The following is a 15,498-nucleotide window of genomic DNA, read 5'->3' on the forward strand; positions in this document are numbered from 1 at the left end:
TAGGTTCTCCCTGAGGTCGTTGTTTAACGCGCCAGCCAGCCGCCGTCGACGGCCAGCGTATAGCCATTCACATAGTCCGATGCCGCAGAGGCCAGAAACACCACCGGCCCCATCAAATCCGACGGTAATCCCCAGCGCCCTGCCGGAATACGTTGAAGAATTTCATCGCTGCGATCGGCATCGGCGCGCAGTTGTTGCGTATTGTTGGTGCTCATATAGCCGGGCGCGATGGCGTTGACGTTGATATTGTGCTGCGCCCATTCGTTCGCCAGCAGACGCGTCACGCCCAGCACCGCGCTTTTGGAGGCAGTGTAAGACGGCACGCGGATGCCGCCCTGAAATGAGAGCATCGACGCAATATTAATAATTTTGCCGCCTGTTCCCTGAGCAATAAACTGCTTCGCCGCCGCCTGTGACAAAAAGAATACCGTCTTGATGTTCAAATCCATCACCTCATCCCACGCTTCCTCAGTGAAATCCAGCGCATCCTGACGATGGATCATACCGGCGTTGTTCACCAGAATATCGATATGGCCCATGTTCTTCACCGCCTGCGCCAGCAGGTCAGGCAGCGCCTCAATAGTGCCTAAGTCCGCTTCCAGGCTGAGAAAACGGCGGCCAGATGCTTCGACTCGCTTTACGGTTTCATGCGGCGTGGTGCGATTAATGCCGACGATATCGCATCCTGCCTGGGCCAGGCCCTCGGCCATCGCCTGACCCAGCCCCGTATTGCAACCCGTTACGATCGCCACCTTATCCTTCAGAACAAATTGCTCAAGAATCATGATCTCTTCCTGTGATGGCGCGATGAAAATGGTTTCGTTGATGAACAGAGCCGCCTCAGACCGCGCGTCTGTAGTAATACTCAGCAGTTTAGCGCGCACTGAGAAGGCTTTCAAACAATAACAAAACAATGTTTCTTTTTTTGTAAAACGAGACTTCTTTTCTGTTAGCGAACTCAGAATTGATATTGCACGCCCAGACGCGTACGCGTCTGGCGATGGTCAGTCACTTTATTGACGCCAATATTGCCCACTTCCGCATAGGGCGACCAGTTGGCGTTCATATTCCACAGCGCTTTAATATTATGTTCGTAGTCCCATTTTTTATTATTAAAGCGAACCTGATCGCTGTGTTTGTAAATATAATTATATTCAAACCGCCAGTCCTGATAACGGTATCCCAGCCAGAACTCACCGCGATTGGTTTTCATATCCTCCTTATTACGTTGCGTTTCACGCGTATATTCATAACGATAACGCGCCCTGAATGAGAACCCATTGCTGAAGGCGTATCCGGAAGTGATAAAGGGCTTATAAATACTTTTATCGCCAGAGGACTCCAGTGAAAATCCGGGCTGAACAAACCACGCGCGATTTATTTTGTACTGATAGTTAAGAGAACTTTCCGTGCCATTGCTGACCACGTCGTTATAGGGCTGATTGGTGTTGTCCCCACCTGAGCGCCATTTCGTTTCCAGCGAAAAACCCAGTCCGCTGGCAAAACGGTGCGACACGGACACTCTGTCCTTATGGACACGGCTGATATCCTGCCATTCATGACGATAATCAAGGGTAACGGCACTGACAGGCAGAACAGCCAGCAACAGCGCACTTAAGATAATATTCCGTTTATTCATTTGACTCTTCCTTTATATAAACTTCGTTCCCTGGTTAAGGATTAGCAGGTTGCGTTGTAATAAATGCATTATCACTTTTTACTGTGCCGTTAACGGCGTCGGGCCACACGCCTGCCGACGTACGCAATGATATATTCCCTGAGAACACACCCTGCTGCTCAGGCGTAACATAGGGGCCAGGGCGGAAAATATAATTGAACCGTTTATTATCGATAGCCATATTATTTTTAACCGCTAAACTTCCCGGATTGAAGTTATCGGTAAAGCCATCCATGCCATTTTCAATGGCCACGCTGTCCGATATTTCGTGTGCGACCGGCAAACCTTCTCCGCCCATTTTGAATCCGTTATTCACGTTGCGCATCGCTACGCTTTTTTCAATGATTACGCGTCCGTTAGGGCCGTCCTCAATTTTATTAAACAGGTCAAATCCATCATCGATATTATGGTGGGCGAAACAGGCGATAAGTTTGTTACCTTCGCCAACGCGCATCTTAACCGCGAAACCATCTGCGTTGATCATGCCGGGATCGCGGTTACCCCATGATTCGGAACGAGAAATGATGTTATGACTGGCCCACAGCGGCCGTCCGACGTCAGGCGGCGAGGCCACCCAGATGCCGGTATCGTCAGCCTCATACGCTTCTACTTTGTCGATGCGGTTGTGGCTGCCGGCGATCATAAAGCTCTTTTCCGTCACCTTAATACCGGCGATGTCCCAGTAGCTGGCCGCCAGATTGAAGCCGTGCAGCACCGCGTGATGGTCGAGCGGGCGCAATCGTTTAGGCCGATCACGCGTGCCGCTGACCGCTGCGGGAAAGGTTGTCAGGCTGTAGTCGCCGTCTGCCAGCCACAGCACGCCGCCCGGTGCCAGTAGCGCAGCCGCCGTGGCGATATCGAGCGGCTTCGCCAGGCTGCCGTCGGCATCCGGCTTGCCCGCCGGTGAAGCATAGAGTTCAGCCATGTTCGCCACGCGGGCGCGGGTGACGGTAAAACCATCGCTTATCACCTCGCCGCTTTCGCTGGTGAAGACATAGTCAAGGCGCATCGGCGCGGGCGGCAGTGAAACCGGAACACGTTGCATCTCGCCTGCGATAACGGTTTTCTGCTCAGACAGCGTTTCACTTCCGCTTTTCACCACCAGTTTACCGTTCTGGTTGCTGCGCAGTTGCAGTACATAATCGTCACCTGCCGAGACCGGCGCTGAGGCAATTTCAATCTTTAACGGCACGGACTTGCTGATGAAGACGTGAGGAGCGGTGCTGTGGCGATCGCTCAGCGTCAGCGTAGCGCTGTACACGGTGATTTTGGCATTGCGCGCGGCAAAGAAGCCCACGTAGTAGCCCTCTTTCTCCTGCACCGTCAGCCGTTCGGCATCATGGGTGGACTGAACAACCCATTTGCCTTCTTTGAGGTCGGCCCACGCCGCCTCGAAACCGCTGTCCGTGCGGGAAAGACGCAGACGAAAGCGCGGCGTGCTGCGCAGATCGATATTCTGACGTCCGGCCTCGCGTTTAATTTCAATGCCCGCGTTGCCCCATGAATTCACCACGCCGTTACGGGAGATCAGCGCCGTTTTCACCTGATAAGCAGACTTTTTATCCTGCGTGATCACCGCGTTCATCACCATGTTTGACGCGGCAGGAAACTCTTCATAGCCTGGCAGCACCTTCTGCTGCCTTGGCTTGCCGAGCGTATCGCGGAACAGCAGCCCGGCGCCCTCCTGACCGGCGGGCAACGCGCCGTTTTCCGGGCCAAACTGCTCAATGCCGATTTCCGCCTCCAGTTGTGCATTGGCGCTGGCGGGCACGCGCGTATAGTAGAAGGTCAATCCATCGTGGCTGTTGCCGATTTTGCCGCCGCGGCTTTCAATCTGCACCGGCGTTATCAGCCTGCCGCCTGCGTCATCGGGCGGCTCGCCGTCGGCCAGCGTCACCCGATTGACGCCAACCTTGTCCGGCAACACGTTAGTGGCGAAATTGATATCCGTAGACTGTCCAAACGTAATGGCGTGCCACGTCTGCGTTTCCGGCACGCTGTTCGCTGCGGTACAGCTGAAGCCTGCGGTAATAAGTAATAAAGCCAATCCTTTCATCATGTTCTTCCTGACCTTTTCCTGTCCCGCGCCGTCAGGAGCGGGACGATTTCCCTGTTGTTCAGACGGGCTGGATAACGTCTTTAACGCGCTCTGTTGATAAATTCATCTTTTTACAGATATCGCTGTTGCCCCAGCACTGCTCATAGGGATAGCCCACCAGCTTCTCTATGATCGCTCTGGACGTCGGGGCGATCGCGCTCATCTCACCCCCGGCTTTGATACGAGCCACTTCTTCCAGCACGACCCGATGCGTTTTGCGGTTCAGCGTCATCTGATAGCTGAAGACCATGGCAATCAGCGCCAGCACGGTCACGCCGCCGAAAAAGACCCATGAGATAGCCACCATCGCGCTCTCGGGTTGGGTGTGAGATTTTGACTGGAAGCCGTAATAGCTGAGGATCGCGCCCATGACGAACACGATGATTGAACGCACAATTTTGCCGGAAAAGGTCATGGCACCCGCATAGATACCTTCGCGACGGCGACCGGTGAACACCTCATCAACGTCCGCCAGGAAGGTGTAAACCGTCCAGGGGATATAGTAAACGCCGCCCGTGCCCAGGCCGAATATCACGGTGATGCCAATGATGATCGGCGTGGCGAGATAGACAGGTAAGTGGAAGAAATGCAGCATTGAATAACAGCCGACGGCGAATACCACCACGGCCAGCGCCCAGATATAGGGCTTACTGAAGCCTTTTTTTACACAGATGCCAATAAAGACGGCAGTGGAAAAGAGCTGCAAGATGGCATTCAAACTGTTGAGGCCGGCCAGGATCGACGGGTCATATTGCAAAACGAATATCACATAATAGGTAAATACCGAAGCAAACAGCCACTCGGCGCCAAAGCCAAACAGATACATCCCCAGATGCTTGCGGAACACGCGCAGATAGAAGGTGGACTGCATATCGCGCGCCAGAGATACCAGCGTTCTCCACAGCGACTGTTTTTGTGGCGCGGGGTCTGCCGCCGCCTCTTTGCGTTCCCAGGTATAAAACCAGAGCACGCCAATGGCGATAAAAAGGATTACGCCGTAGCTGAGACCGGTCAGGAAAAAGGGCTGCGCGGAGTCTTTGCCATAAATAAGAATAAATTGTCCGGGAATAAACGCCGCCAGAAAATTGGCAATTTTTCCGAATATCGCTTTAAAGCCGGTGAGCTTTGAACGCACGGCAAAATCATCGGTCATTTCGGTCGCCAGCGTTTCATAAGGCACCATGATCGAAGTGTAAATCAGCTCAAAAAGTACGTAGGTTGAGAGGTAATACCAGAAACCAAAGCCTTCCACCCACAGCAGCGGATAGACCATCATCAACGGTGCGCCAATCAGCAAAAAAAAGCGCCTGCGACCAAAGCGTTTACCCAGCCGCGTATGGCCAAATTTGTCGGTCAGATAGCCCATTACCGGGTTACTGATTGCATCAATAATGCTGGCGGTTGAAAAGATGAAAGAGGCTTCCAATAAGGTCAGCCCGCAAAAGGTGGTATAAAAATAGAGTAGCCATGCGCCGGCAATTGCCAGTGCGCCACTCCCTAATAAATTTCCGCCTCCATAAGCCAACTGGTGCCCCAGCGTAACTTTGTGAACCTGCCCCACAGATGTGGTATTTGTCGCCATAATATTATGTTCCCTATATATATTCAGAACGATATTTCATTTTTTTAAAACCATTGGTTTATACATAGACATCAAGCGCAATAATGTGATTGAAATCACGTATAAATAATCAAGACAAACTATTAACGGAATAAGTTACAGCGTTAACAACAAGTTAATTAAATAAAACAACCTTCAAATCAAAGGATTAAATCTATTTTTATTTCAAGAAAGAGTCTGAAAACTGAAAGTCATGCAGCAGGTACATTATATTTATGCGAAAAGAATCACATAATTAATAAAAATAAAAATCCATTCTCATTTAAAATCGGTACACTGTTTCTTAGTTTTTAAAACGTTGTTTCTGTGTGTATTAAATTAACATTTTTTTCATAATCGTGTAATCAGGGAGATCATGATGGCAAAGGGATCGATTATCACTCTCCATTTTCATCATTATAAAGATGTGGGAACAGGCGCAGAGGTCACGCGCCTTACCCCTACGGATGTGCTGTGTCACCGCAACTATTTCTACCAAAAATGCTTCACGCGCTGCGGCAACCGGCTGCTTTTCGCCGCAGAGTTCAGCGGGCAGCGCAACTACTACCTGCTGGATATTCCCCGCCAGCAGGCAACGCAGCTCACGGAAGGGGCGGGCGATAACACCTTTGGAGGCTTCCTTTCACCGGACGATCGCTATCTGTACTACGTGAAAAATGAGCGTGAACTGAGAAAGGTTGATCTGACGGACTACAGTGAAACGCTGGTCTACCGCGTGCCGGACGAGTGGACAGGCTACGGCACCTGGGTGGCAAACAGCGCCTGTACGCATCTGGTCGGTATTGAGATTGACCGCGAAGACTGGGAGCCGCTCACCGACTGGTCGATTTTCCACACTTTTTACACCAAAAAGCCGCGCTGTCGTCTGCTTCGGGTTGATTTAAGCGATGGCACAACCCGCACCGTTCATCAGGACAATGTCTGGCTCGGGCATCCAATTTATCGCCCGTTCGACGACAGCTGCGTCGCTTTCTGCCACGAAGGCCCGCACGATCTGGTGGATGCCCGCATGTGGCTGGTGGATGACGACGGCAGCAACGTGCGTAAGGTAAAAAGCCATGCGCCAGGCGAAAGCTGCACCCACGAATTCTGGGTGCCGGACGGTTCCGCGCTGATCTATGTCTCCTACCTTAAAGGGCAGCAGGCGCGCCATATCTGTCGGTTCGATCCTGCAAGCGGCGATAACGAGGTGATGATGACCATGCCGGCCTGCTCGCACCTGATGAGCAACCACGACGGCACTCTGCTGGTTGGCGATGGTTCAGGCTCGCCGGTGGACGTGCAGGATGCGCAGGGCTATACCATTGATAACGATCCATGGCTGTATGTCTTTGATACAAAATCAAAACGGCAGGCGCGGTTGGCGGCGCACCACAGCTCATGGCGCGTGCTCGACGGCGATCGCCAGGTAACGCATCCGCATCCCTCTTTTACGCCGGACAACAAACAGGTGCTGTTCACCTCTGATTTCGAAGGGCAACCGGCGCTCTATCTGGCAAGGCTGCCTGACAACCTGTTCGGCTGAATAAATCTGTAAGGAAAACGACATGTTCTGCTTTAGAGAGATGACGACGGTGGAAGACACAGGCAACGGCGTGCGTCGCCGGATACTGGCGCATGGCGGGAAAATGATGGCGGTGGAGGTGAGCTTTGACACCGGCGCGGTTGGGCCCATGCACAGTCATCCGCATGAGCAACTGACCTGCGTGTTGTCCGGGCGCTTCAGATTTACCATTGATGGTGAAACGTATGATGTGGCGACGGGCGATACGCTGTATAAGAAACCGCACGTGCTGCACGGTTGCGTCTGCCTTGAGGCGGGGGCGCTACTGGATACCTTTACGCCCCAGCGCGAAGATTTTCTCCGCTAAACCGCCGCTCCCGGCACGGGAGCGGCTCGCCGTTAACGGTAGATAATATCGCCGGAAAGCACCTTAACGATTTTACCTTCCGCATCGGTGATCATCACATAGTCGCCGCCCATATACGTCCAGTGGCTGCCCGGCTCTGGCGCCGTCAGCTTTCTTTTTTGCCATTCAGAAATTTTGTACTTCGGCACGCGATAGGTATCGGGCACCACGTCGCCAATCTGGAAATGCTTAAAGTCAGCGTAGAAAGAGGTTTTATCATAGGTTTTCTTGCCCGGCACGGCGGGCGCGGTTTCACCGTCAGGGTTAGACGCAGAAGGCTGCTGCCCCTGCGGCGCCGGGCTCTCCTGCCCTTCCCCGCTCACCTGCGGCTGGCTCTGCTGTTCGCCTGCGGCCGGCTCCGGCTGCTCAGGCGTCGCCGACTGGATTTGCGGCGCCGGCACGGCCTGTTCGCCCTCGGCCCATGCCGCTCCCATCACGGGTAAAGCGCCCAACAAAAGTGCTGAAAAAACGGCGACCGTTGACTTACTCATGATTTCTCCAATAATTTTTATCTGTCCGGCAGCTAACTTATCAACTTTTTACGATTATCTGCGGATTTTATTTCACTGCAAGGCTTCTCTGAGACATTTCTGCCGATGCCTGCCTATGGAGAGACAATGACACCCCGCTTCTGCCTGTTCGCCGCGCTTTGTTTCATGCCGCTTTGTACACAGGCACACAACTTTGTGTCAGGCCAGCGCGTTCCGCCCACCGGCGTCACGGATACCGGTGAGCTGATTTTTAACGGCAACACGCTAACGTCGCGCCCCTGGAACAGCGCGCAGCTACGCGGAAAAGTCCGGGTTTTGCTGCATCTTGCCGGGCGTCTTTCGGCGAAAGAGGAGAACAGCGCGGTCGCGGAGGCGATTCAGGCGGCGAAATTCCCTGCCAATGGTTACCAAACCACGCTGATCGTTAACACTGACGACGCCATTCCCGGCAGCGCGATATTTGTTCGCGCCAGTTTGAAATCCAGCAAGCAGTCGTCGCCGTGGTCGCAGTTTATTATTGATGACAGCGGGATAGTCCGTCGCGCCTGGCAGCTTCAGGAGCGCGGCTCGACGGTAGTGGTGCTGGATCGCGAAGGCCGTGTCCGCTTCGCCAAAGACGGCGCGCTGACAGAGGCCGAGGTTCAAGAGGTTATTGCTTTGGTTAACACGCTGCTGCGGTAAGGGTTTTCACTATCCTGCTGAATACGCGCCAGCTTTTTTGCCGGGCGCAGGCGCAATTCTCCGACAATATTCTACGCTTAATGGATGCTGTTCCACGAGCCTGCGGGTTCGTCCTGACAAAAGCGGCATCGCTAATTCACCGCTCATTCATCCTGCATAAATAATAAGAGTGATCATGATCGTCAACGCCGAAAAATCCGTTAACCCGGAAAGCGACCTGCTGGCCTTGCGCGAGGCGCTGCATCAGCGGCTCGACCAGCTTCTGCCCGTGGTTGATGAGCAGGATCGGGTAAGCGCCGCGATGCGTGCCGGCACGCTGGCGCCCGGCCGACGCATCCGTCCACTGCTGCTGCTGCTGGCCGCTCACGATCTGGGTTGTGATCGGCATCACCCTGGCCTGCTGGATTTCGCCTGTGCGATAGAGATGATCCACGCCGCCTCGTTAATGCTTGATGACATCCCGTGCATGGACAATGCGCTGCTGCGGCGCGGCAGGCCAACCATTCATCGCCAGTTTGGACAGCACGTGACCATCCTCGCCGCCGTGGCGCTGCTCAGCAACGCCTTTGGCCTGGTGGCCAGCGCCAGAGATTTGCCGGCAGGCTGTCGGGCGCAGGCGGTGGCGGAACTTTCCGGCGCGGTCGGGCTACAGGGGCTGGTGCAGGGACAGTTTCAGGATCTCAGCGAAGGCCATGCGCCGCGCAGTGCGGAAGACGTTGCCAGAACCAACGATCTCAAAACCAGCATGCTGTTCGACGCCGCACTGCAAATGGCGGCGCTGGCCGCCGGCGCATCGCCGGAAGTGCGTCAAAAACTGCGCTGCTTCGCGCAGGATTTGGGCCAGGCGTTTCAACTGCTGGATGATCTGGCGGACAGCCACGCCAGCACCGGCAAAGACGCCAATCAGGACGAGGGCAAATCAACGCTGGTGGCGCTGCTGGGCGCGGAAGCGGTGCAACAGCGTCTCCGGTCACATCTGCACAGCGCCGATCAACATGTCACCCTGGCCTGCCGCCACGGCGCGGCGACCCGTCACTTTATGCACAGCTGGTTTGAATCGCAGCTGGCCGCGTTCGGTTGATAACCTGTTAAACCCACCGGAGAGTCAATGAAGGACGCGGAACTGATTCAGCGTAAGAACGATCACCTTGACATCGTGCTCAACCCGGCGCGCGCGGTAAGCCGCGCCCGTAACGGATTCCAGCACTGGCGCTTTGAGCACTGTGCGCTGCCTGAACTGAACTTTAACGACATCGATCTCAGCACCTCGCTGTTTGGTCGTCCGCTGAAAGCGCCGCTGTTGATAAGCTCAATGACCGGCGGCGCGCAGCGTGCCGCGAATATCAATCTGCATCTGGCGGCTGCGGCCCAGAGGCTGGGGCTGGCGATGGGCGTCGGTTCGCAGCGGGTGGCGCTGGAAAGCAAAGTGAATGACGGCCTGACCCGCCAGCTGCGTGATATCGCGCCGGACGTGCCGCTGCTGGCTAACCTCGGCGCGGCGCAGATCGGCAGCCCGCACGGCCTCGACTATGCGCGCCGCGCCGTAGAGATGATCGACGCCGATGCATTAATAGTGCATCTCAACCCGCTTCAGGAAGCGCTGCAAAACGGCGGCGACCGCGACTGGCGCGGCATTCTTTCCGCTATTGCGCTGTTGGTTAAGCAGCTTAGCGTGCCGGTGGTGGTGAAAGAGGTGGGCGCCGGGCTGTCGGTGCCGGTTTCCCGTCAGCTGGCGGATGCGGGCGTCGCCATGCTCGACGTGGCAGGCGCAGGCGGCACCAGCTGGGCCGCGGTGGAGGGCGAACGCGCCATCGATCCGCGCGCGCGCGCCGTGGCGATGGCGTTTGCCGACTGGGGCATTCCGACGGCCGACGCGCTGTCCGCGATACGTCAGGCGCTGCCCGAGGTGCCGCTGATCGCCTCCGGCGGCATCGTAAACGGCATCGACGTGGCGAAGGCGCTGGCGCTGGGTGCGGATCTGGCCGGGCTGGCGGCGGCGGTGCTGCCGAGCGCCAGCGCGTCTGAAGAGGCGGTAACAGCGTGTTTCCAGACGCTTATCGATCAGTTACGCACCGCCTGCTTCTGTACCGGCAGCGCGGATCTCGCCGCGCTGCGCCATGCGACGCTGCAACCCACGCGAGGCGAAGCGTGAGCCACTATGCGCTGATCGCGCCGCCGCTGTTCAGCCATCAGCGCGCGATGGAAGCGCTGGCGCTGACGCTGATCGCGCGCGGCCACCGCATCACCTTTATTCATCAGGCCGATGCGCAAAGCGGCCTGCGCGACCCGCGCATTGCTTTTCATGCCGTAGGCGCAACCTCGCACCCGCCCGGTTCGCTGGCTCGCACGCTGGCGCTTGCCGCCAGTCCCGGCGGCTTTTCCCTGTTCCGGCTGATTGATGACATGGCGCGCACCAGCGACATGCTGTGCCGTGAACTGCCTGCCGTGCTGAACAGACTGGCCGTGGACGGAATGATTGTCGATCAGATGGAGCCTGCGGGCGGGCTGGTCGCCGATGCGCTGGGCCTCCCTTTCGTCTCGGTTGCCTGCGCGCTGCCGGTCAATCGCGAACCGGGCCTGCCGCTGCCGGTGATGCCGTTCAGCTATGACACCGGCGACCGTGCGCGGCAGCTTTATGCCTCCAGCCAGCGCGTCTATGACTGGATGATGCGCGGGCAGCGCCGGGTGCTCAACCGGCACGCGCGCGTTTTCGGGCTGGCCCCGCGCGACGGGCTGCACGACTGTCTGTCGCCGCTGGCGCAGATCAGCCAGACCATTCCGGCGCTAGACTTTCCCCGGCGCGAGCAGCATCTCCACCACGTCGGCCCGCTACGTCGGGCAGGCAGCGCCAGCGACGCCCGCTGGCCGGTCGACTCATCGCGCCCGTTTGTGTTCGCCTCGCTCGGCACCTTGCAGGGGCATCGCTTTAAACTGTTTAAAACCATCGCCCACGCCTGCCGCCGCCTGGATCTTCAGTTGCTGATTGCCCACTGCGGCGGGCTTGATGCCGCGCAGGCCGACAGCCTGCACGCCAGCGGCGCGCGGTGGGTGACCGACTTCGCTGACCAGCCGGCGGTGCTGGCGCAGGCGCAGGCGGTGATCACGCACGGCGGGCTGAATACCGTTACCGACGCCATCGCCCATCAAACGCCGATCCTCGCCCTGCCCATCGCCTTTGATCAACCCGGCGTGGCGGCGCGCGTGGCCTGGAGCGGCCTGGGCCGACGCGTCTCGCGGTTTTGCAGCAGCGATACGCTGGCGCACACGCTGGACGCCTTGCTCCACGATCGGCGCTGCCGTGAGCGCCTGGCGGACGCCCGGACGCAGCTTGCGCAGGCAGGCGGCGCGGCGCGGGCTGCCGACATTACCGAACGGGCATTGAGCACGACGACGTCGCCGCTGGCGGAGGCGACGCCGTGACAAAGTGGGATCTGATCCTCGCAGGCGGCGGACTGGCCAACGGGCTGATTGCGCTGCGCCTGCGTCAGCTTCGACCGGAACTGAACGTGCTGCTGCTGGAGAGCGGTTCACGCCCCGGCGGTAATCACACGTGGTCGTTTCATCAGCACGATCTGCCGCCGGCGCGACACGCCTGGCTCGATCCGCTGGTGGCGCACCGCTGGGACGGCTACGACGTGCGCTTTCCGCAACTGCGCCGCACGCTGCCGGGCGGCTATCTCTCGGTCACCGCCGAACGCTTCGCGGACGCGATCGAGCAGGCGCTGGGCGAACACCTGCTGACCCAACGCGATATCGCCGGGATCACGCCGCAGCATGTGCACCTGGCGGATGGCACCGTTTTCTCCGCCGGGGCGGTGATCGACGGGCGCGGCTGGCTGCCCGACGCACACCTGACCGTCGGCTGGCAGGCGTTTCTTGGTCAGCAGTGGCGGCTGGCGGCACCGCACGGGCTGACGCGGCCGATCCTGATGGATGCCACCGTCGACCAGCAGCAGGGTTATCGCTTCGTCTATACGCTGCCGCTCTCGGCGGATACGCTGCTGATTGAGGATACGCACTACATCGACAGCGCGGCGCTGGACAGCCATGAAACGCGCACGCGTATTGCCGACTATGCCGCCGCACAGGGCTGGTCATTGCAGACGCTTGAGCGTGAGGAACAGGGCAGCCTGCCGATTACGCTGGCCGGGCGCCCTGACGCTTTCTGGCGGCAACGCGCAGGCCAGCCGTGCAGCGGGCTGCGCGCTGCGCTGTTTCATCCGACGACCGGCTACTCGCTGCCGCTGGCGGCGCGGCTGGCTGATCATATCGCCGGGCTGCCTTCGCTCACCCATGATGCGCTGTTTACGGCGATCCAGCGCTTTGCCACCGGACAGTGGCGGCGGCAGCGCTTCTTTCGACTGTTGAACCGCATGCTGTTTCTGGCCGGGCAGCCATCGCGGCGCTGGCAGGTAATGCAGCGCTTTTACCGGCTTGACGACAAACTGATCGCCCGTTTTTATGCCGGCGATCCCACGTTTTTTGATATGGCACGCGTGCTGACGGGTAAGCCGCCGGTTCCGGTTGGCGAAGCCCTGCGCGCGGTGCTTAAACACACTCCCCGGCTGCGAGCCTTTTAAATGAACAGAACAATTGTTATCGGCGCCGGTTTCGGCGGACTGGCGCTGGCTATCCGGCTTCAGGCGGCGGGCATTCCCACGCTGCTGCTTGAGGCGCGCGATAAACCCGGCGGGCGGGCGTACGTTTATCAGGAGCAGGGCTTCACCTTTGATGCCGGGCCGACGGTGATCACCGATCCCACCGCCATTGAAGAACTGTTCACCCTGGCGGGCAAACGCATGGCCGACTACGTTGAGCTGCTGCCGGTGAAGCCGTTTTACCGCCTCTGCTGGGAGTCGGGCAGGGTGCTCAACTATGATAACGATCAGCCGCAGCTTGAAGCGCAAATCAAACAGTTCAACCCGCGCGATGTGGCGGGCTATCAGCGCTTTCTCGACTATTCCCGGGCGGTATTTAAAGAGGGTTATCTGAAGCTCGGCACGGTGCCGTTTCTCTCCTTTCGCGACATGCTGCGCGCCGGGCCGCAGCTTGCCCGACTTCAGGCATGGCGAAGCGTCTATAGCATGGTGTCGAAATTTATCGAAGAAGAGCACCTGCGTCAGGCCTTCTCATTTCACTCGCTGCTGGTGGGCGGTAATCCGTTCTCCACCTCCTCCATCTATACGCTGATCCACGCGCTGGAGCGTGAATGGGGCGTCTGGTTTCCACGCGGCGGCACCGGCGCGCTGGTGCAGGGCATGGTGAAACTGTTTGAGGATCTGGGCGGCAAAATCGAACTGAACGCCAGCGTCGCCCGGCTGGAAACCACGGGCGACCGGATCAGCGCCGTTCATCTGACGGACGGTCGTCATATCGATACGCCCGCCGTTGCGTCTAATGCGGATGTGGTGCACACCTACGATAAGCTGCTCGGCCATCACCCGCGCGGCGCAGCGCAGGGCGCGTCGCTGAAGCGTAAAAGAATGAGTAACTCGTTGTTTGTGCTCTACTTCGGCCTGAATCATCATCACAGTCAGCTGGCGCACCATACGGTCTGCTTTGGCGCGCGCTACAAGGCGCTGATTGATGACATTTTTAACAGCAACGTGCTGGCTGACGATTTTTCGCTCTATCTGCATTCGCCCTGCGTGACCGATCCCTCGCTGGCGCCGCCGGGCTGCGGCAGCTATTACGTGCTGGCGCCGGTGCCGCATCTGGGCACGGCCGATATCGACTGGGATCGCGAAGGCCCGCGCCTGCGCGATCGCATCTTTGACTATCTGGAGGCGCGCTATATGCCCGGCCTGCGCAGCCAGCTGGTCACTCATCGCATGTTTACGCCGTTTGATTTCCGCGACGAGCTGGGCGCGCATCATGGCTCGGCCTTCTCCATTGAGCCGATCCTGCGCCAGAGCGCCTGGTTTCGCCCGCACAATCGCGACGCGCAGATCAGAAATCTTTATCTGGTTGGCGCAGGCACCCATCCGGGCGCGGGCATCCCTGGCGTTATCGGCTCGGCCAAAGCCACCGCCGGCCTGATGCTGGAGGATCTGGCATGAATCAGCCGCTGATGGATCACGCCACGCAGACCATGGCGGCGGGATCAAAAAGCTTTAATACCGCCGCAAAGCTTTTTGACGCGCAGACGCGGCGCAGCGCGCTGATGCTCTATGCCTGGTGCCGCCACTGTGACGATGTGATCGACGGCCAGGCGCTGGGTTTTGCCGCCGACGCGCAGCCCGGCTCGCCCGTGCAGCGGCTGGCTGCGCTGCGCACGCAGACCGAACGCGCCTTTAAGGGCGAACCAATGGCTGAACCGGCCTTCGCGGCGTTTCAGGAGGTGGCGCTGGCCCATGCCATTCCGGCGCAGCAGGCGTTCGATCATCTGGAGGGCTATGCGATGGACGTGCGCAATGAATCCTATTTCACCCTCGACGATACGTTGCGCTACTGCTATCACGTGGCCGGCGTGGTCGGGCTGATGATGGCGCAGGTGATGGGCGTTCGCGATGGCGCGGTGCTGGATCGCGCCTGCGATTTGGGGCTGGCATTTCAGCTGACGAATATCGCGCGCGATATTGTCGAGGACGCCGAAGCCGGGCGCTGCTATCTGCCTGAGCAGTGGCTGGGTGAAGCGGGCCTGAACCGGGAAAATTATGCGGCGCCGCCGCACCGTGCCGCGCTGGCGCAGGTGGCGGCGCGGCTTCTCCGCGAAGCCGAACCCTATTATCATTCTGCGCAGGCGGGGCTGGCGGGTTTGCCGCTGCGTTCTGCCTGGGCTATCGCCACGGCGCGCGGCGTCTATCGTGAAATCGGCGTCAAGGTTCATCACGCCGGGGAAAACGCCTGGGCCCGCCGCCAGGGAACCAGTAAGCCCGAGAAACTGCTGCTGCTGATGCGCGGCGCGGGTCAGGCCGTGACCTCACGGATGGCGAGGACGCCGCCGCGCCCTGCCACGCTCTGGCAGCGTCCACGTTGAAAAAACAGCTTCGCTCACACCACCGGAAAATATTTTGCAA

The 15,498-nt window shown here is 58.3% G+C and carries 14 protein-coding genes; 9 read left to right on the forward strand and 5 right to left on the reverse strand.

Annotated features, from left to right (window positions below; genetic code table 11):
* Window positions 1-23 precede the first annotated feature (23 nt).
* The 4 genes from kduD to FA91_RS17855 all read right to left on the reverse strand — a co-directional run bounded on the left by kduD (window position 24) and on the right by FA91_RS17855 (window position 5,358).
* Entirely contained in the window at window positions 24-785 is a 762-nt protein-coding gene (kduD, locus tag FA91_RS17840) for a 2-dehydro-3-deoxy-D-gluconate 5-dehydrogenase KduD (RefSeq protein ID WP_034919510.1), read from the reverse strand.
* Between the two features lie 173 nt (window positions 786-958).
* Window positions 959-1,639, reverse strand: coding sequence for an oligogalacturonate-specific porin KdgM family protein (locus tag FA91_RS17845; RefSeq protein ID WP_034917950.1), 681 nt, complete (start codon window positions 1,637-1,639; stop codon window positions 959-961).
* Window positions 1,640-1,673: 34 nt separating this feature from the next.
* Complete coding sequence (locus FA91_RS17850; protein WP_034917952.1) at window positions 1,674-3,737, reverse strand: right-handed parallel beta-helix repeat-containing protein; 2,064 nt, start codon at window positions 3,735-3,737, stop codon at window positions 1,674-1,676.
* 58 nt (window positions 3,738-3,795) lie between these two features.
* Window positions 3,796-5,358, reverse strand: coding sequence for an MFS transporter (locus FA91_RS17855; RefSeq protein WP_051937284.1), 1,563 nt, complete (start codon window positions 5,356-5,358; stop codon window positions 3,796-3,798).
* Between the two features lie 397 nt (window positions 5,359-5,755).
* Between FA91_RS17855 and FA91_RS17860 the strand changes: the two genes are divergently transcribed.
* The gene (locus tag FA91_RS17860; RefSeq protein ID WP_034917954.1) at window positions 5,756-6,922 is read left to right on the forward strand and encodes an oligogalacturonate lyase family protein; all 1,167 of its coding nucleotides are present in this window, start codon (window positions 5,756-5,758) and stop codon (window positions 6,920-6,922) included.
* 22 nt (window positions 6,923-6,944) lie between these two features.
* On the forward strand, window positions 6,945-7,268 hold the full coding sequence (locus FA91_RS17865; protein ID WP_034917956.1) for a cupin domain-containing protein: 324 nt from the start codon (window positions 6,945-6,947) through the stop codon (window positions 7,266-7,268).
* 32 nt (window positions 7,269-7,300) lie between these two features.
* Here the strand turns inward: FA91_RS17865 and FA91_RS17870 are convergent, their stop codons facing one another.
* Entirely contained in the window at window positions 7,301-7,798 is a 498-nt protein-coding gene (locus FA91_RS17870) for an RcnB family protein (protein ID WP_034917958.1), read from the reverse strand.
* Between the two features lie 126 nt (window positions 7,799-7,924).
* Between FA91_RS17870 and FA91_RS17875 the strand changes: the two genes are divergently transcribed.
* The 7 genes from FA91_RS17875 (at window position 7,925) to crtB (ending at window position 15,458) form a co-directional block, all read left to right on the forward strand.
* The gene (locus tag FA91_RS17875; protein WP_034917959.1) at window positions 7,925-8,479 is read left to right on the forward strand and encodes a YtfJ family protein; all 555 of its coding nucleotides are present in this window, start codon (window positions 7,925-7,927) and stop codon (window positions 8,477-8,479) included.
* A 175-nt stretch (window positions 8,480-8,654) separates the two neighbouring features.
* A complete protein-coding gene (locus FA91_RS17880) occupies window positions 8,655-9,560 on the forward strand; it encodes a polyprenyl synthetase family protein (protein WP_034917960.1) in 906 nt (301 codons plus the stop codon).
* 27 nt (window positions 9,561-9,587) lie between these two features.
* A complete protein-coding gene (gene fni / locus FA91_RS17885) occupies window positions 9,588-10,631 on the forward strand; it encodes a type 2 isopentenyl-diphosphate Delta-isomerase (protein ID WP_034917961.1) in 1,044 nt (347 codons plus the stop codon).
* The gene (locus FA91_RS17890; RefSeq protein ID WP_034917962.1) at window positions 10,628-11,899 is read left to right on the forward strand and encodes a glycosyltransferase; all 1,272 of its coding nucleotides are present in this window, start codon (window positions 10,628-10,630) and stop codon (window positions 11,897-11,899) included. Before fni ends, FA91_RS17890 begins: the two co-directional genes overlap by 4 nt.
* The gene (gene crtY / locus FA91_RS17895) at window positions 11,896-13,059 is read left to right on the forward strand and encodes a lycopene beta-cyclase CrtY (RefSeq protein ID WP_034917964.1); all 1,164 of its coding nucleotides are present in this window, start codon (window positions 11,896-11,898) and stop codon (window positions 13,057-13,059) included. The genes FA91_RS17890 and crtY overlap by 4 nt, the downstream gene beginning before the upstream one ends.
* A complete protein-coding gene (locus FA91_RS17900) occupies window positions 13,060-14,538 on the forward strand; it encodes a phytoene desaturase (protein WP_034917965.1) in 1,479 nt (492 codons plus the stop codon). It begins immediately after the preceding gene.
* The gene (gene crtB / locus FA91_RS17905) at window positions 14,535-15,458 is read left to right on the forward strand and encodes a 15-cis-phytoene synthase CrtB (protein ID WP_034917967.1); all 924 of its coding nucleotides are present in this window, start codon (window positions 14,535-14,537) and stop codon (window positions 15,456-15,458) included. Before FA91_RS17900 ends, crtB begins: the two co-directional genes overlap by 4 nt.
* Window positions 15,459-15,498: the final 40 nt, after the last annotated feature.

Origin of the sequence: Erwinia sp. 9145 (assembly GCF_000745075.1) — a bacterium.
GTDB lineage: Bacteria > Pseudomonadota > Gammaproteobacteria > Enterobacterales > Enterobacteriaceae > Erwinia > Erwinia oleae.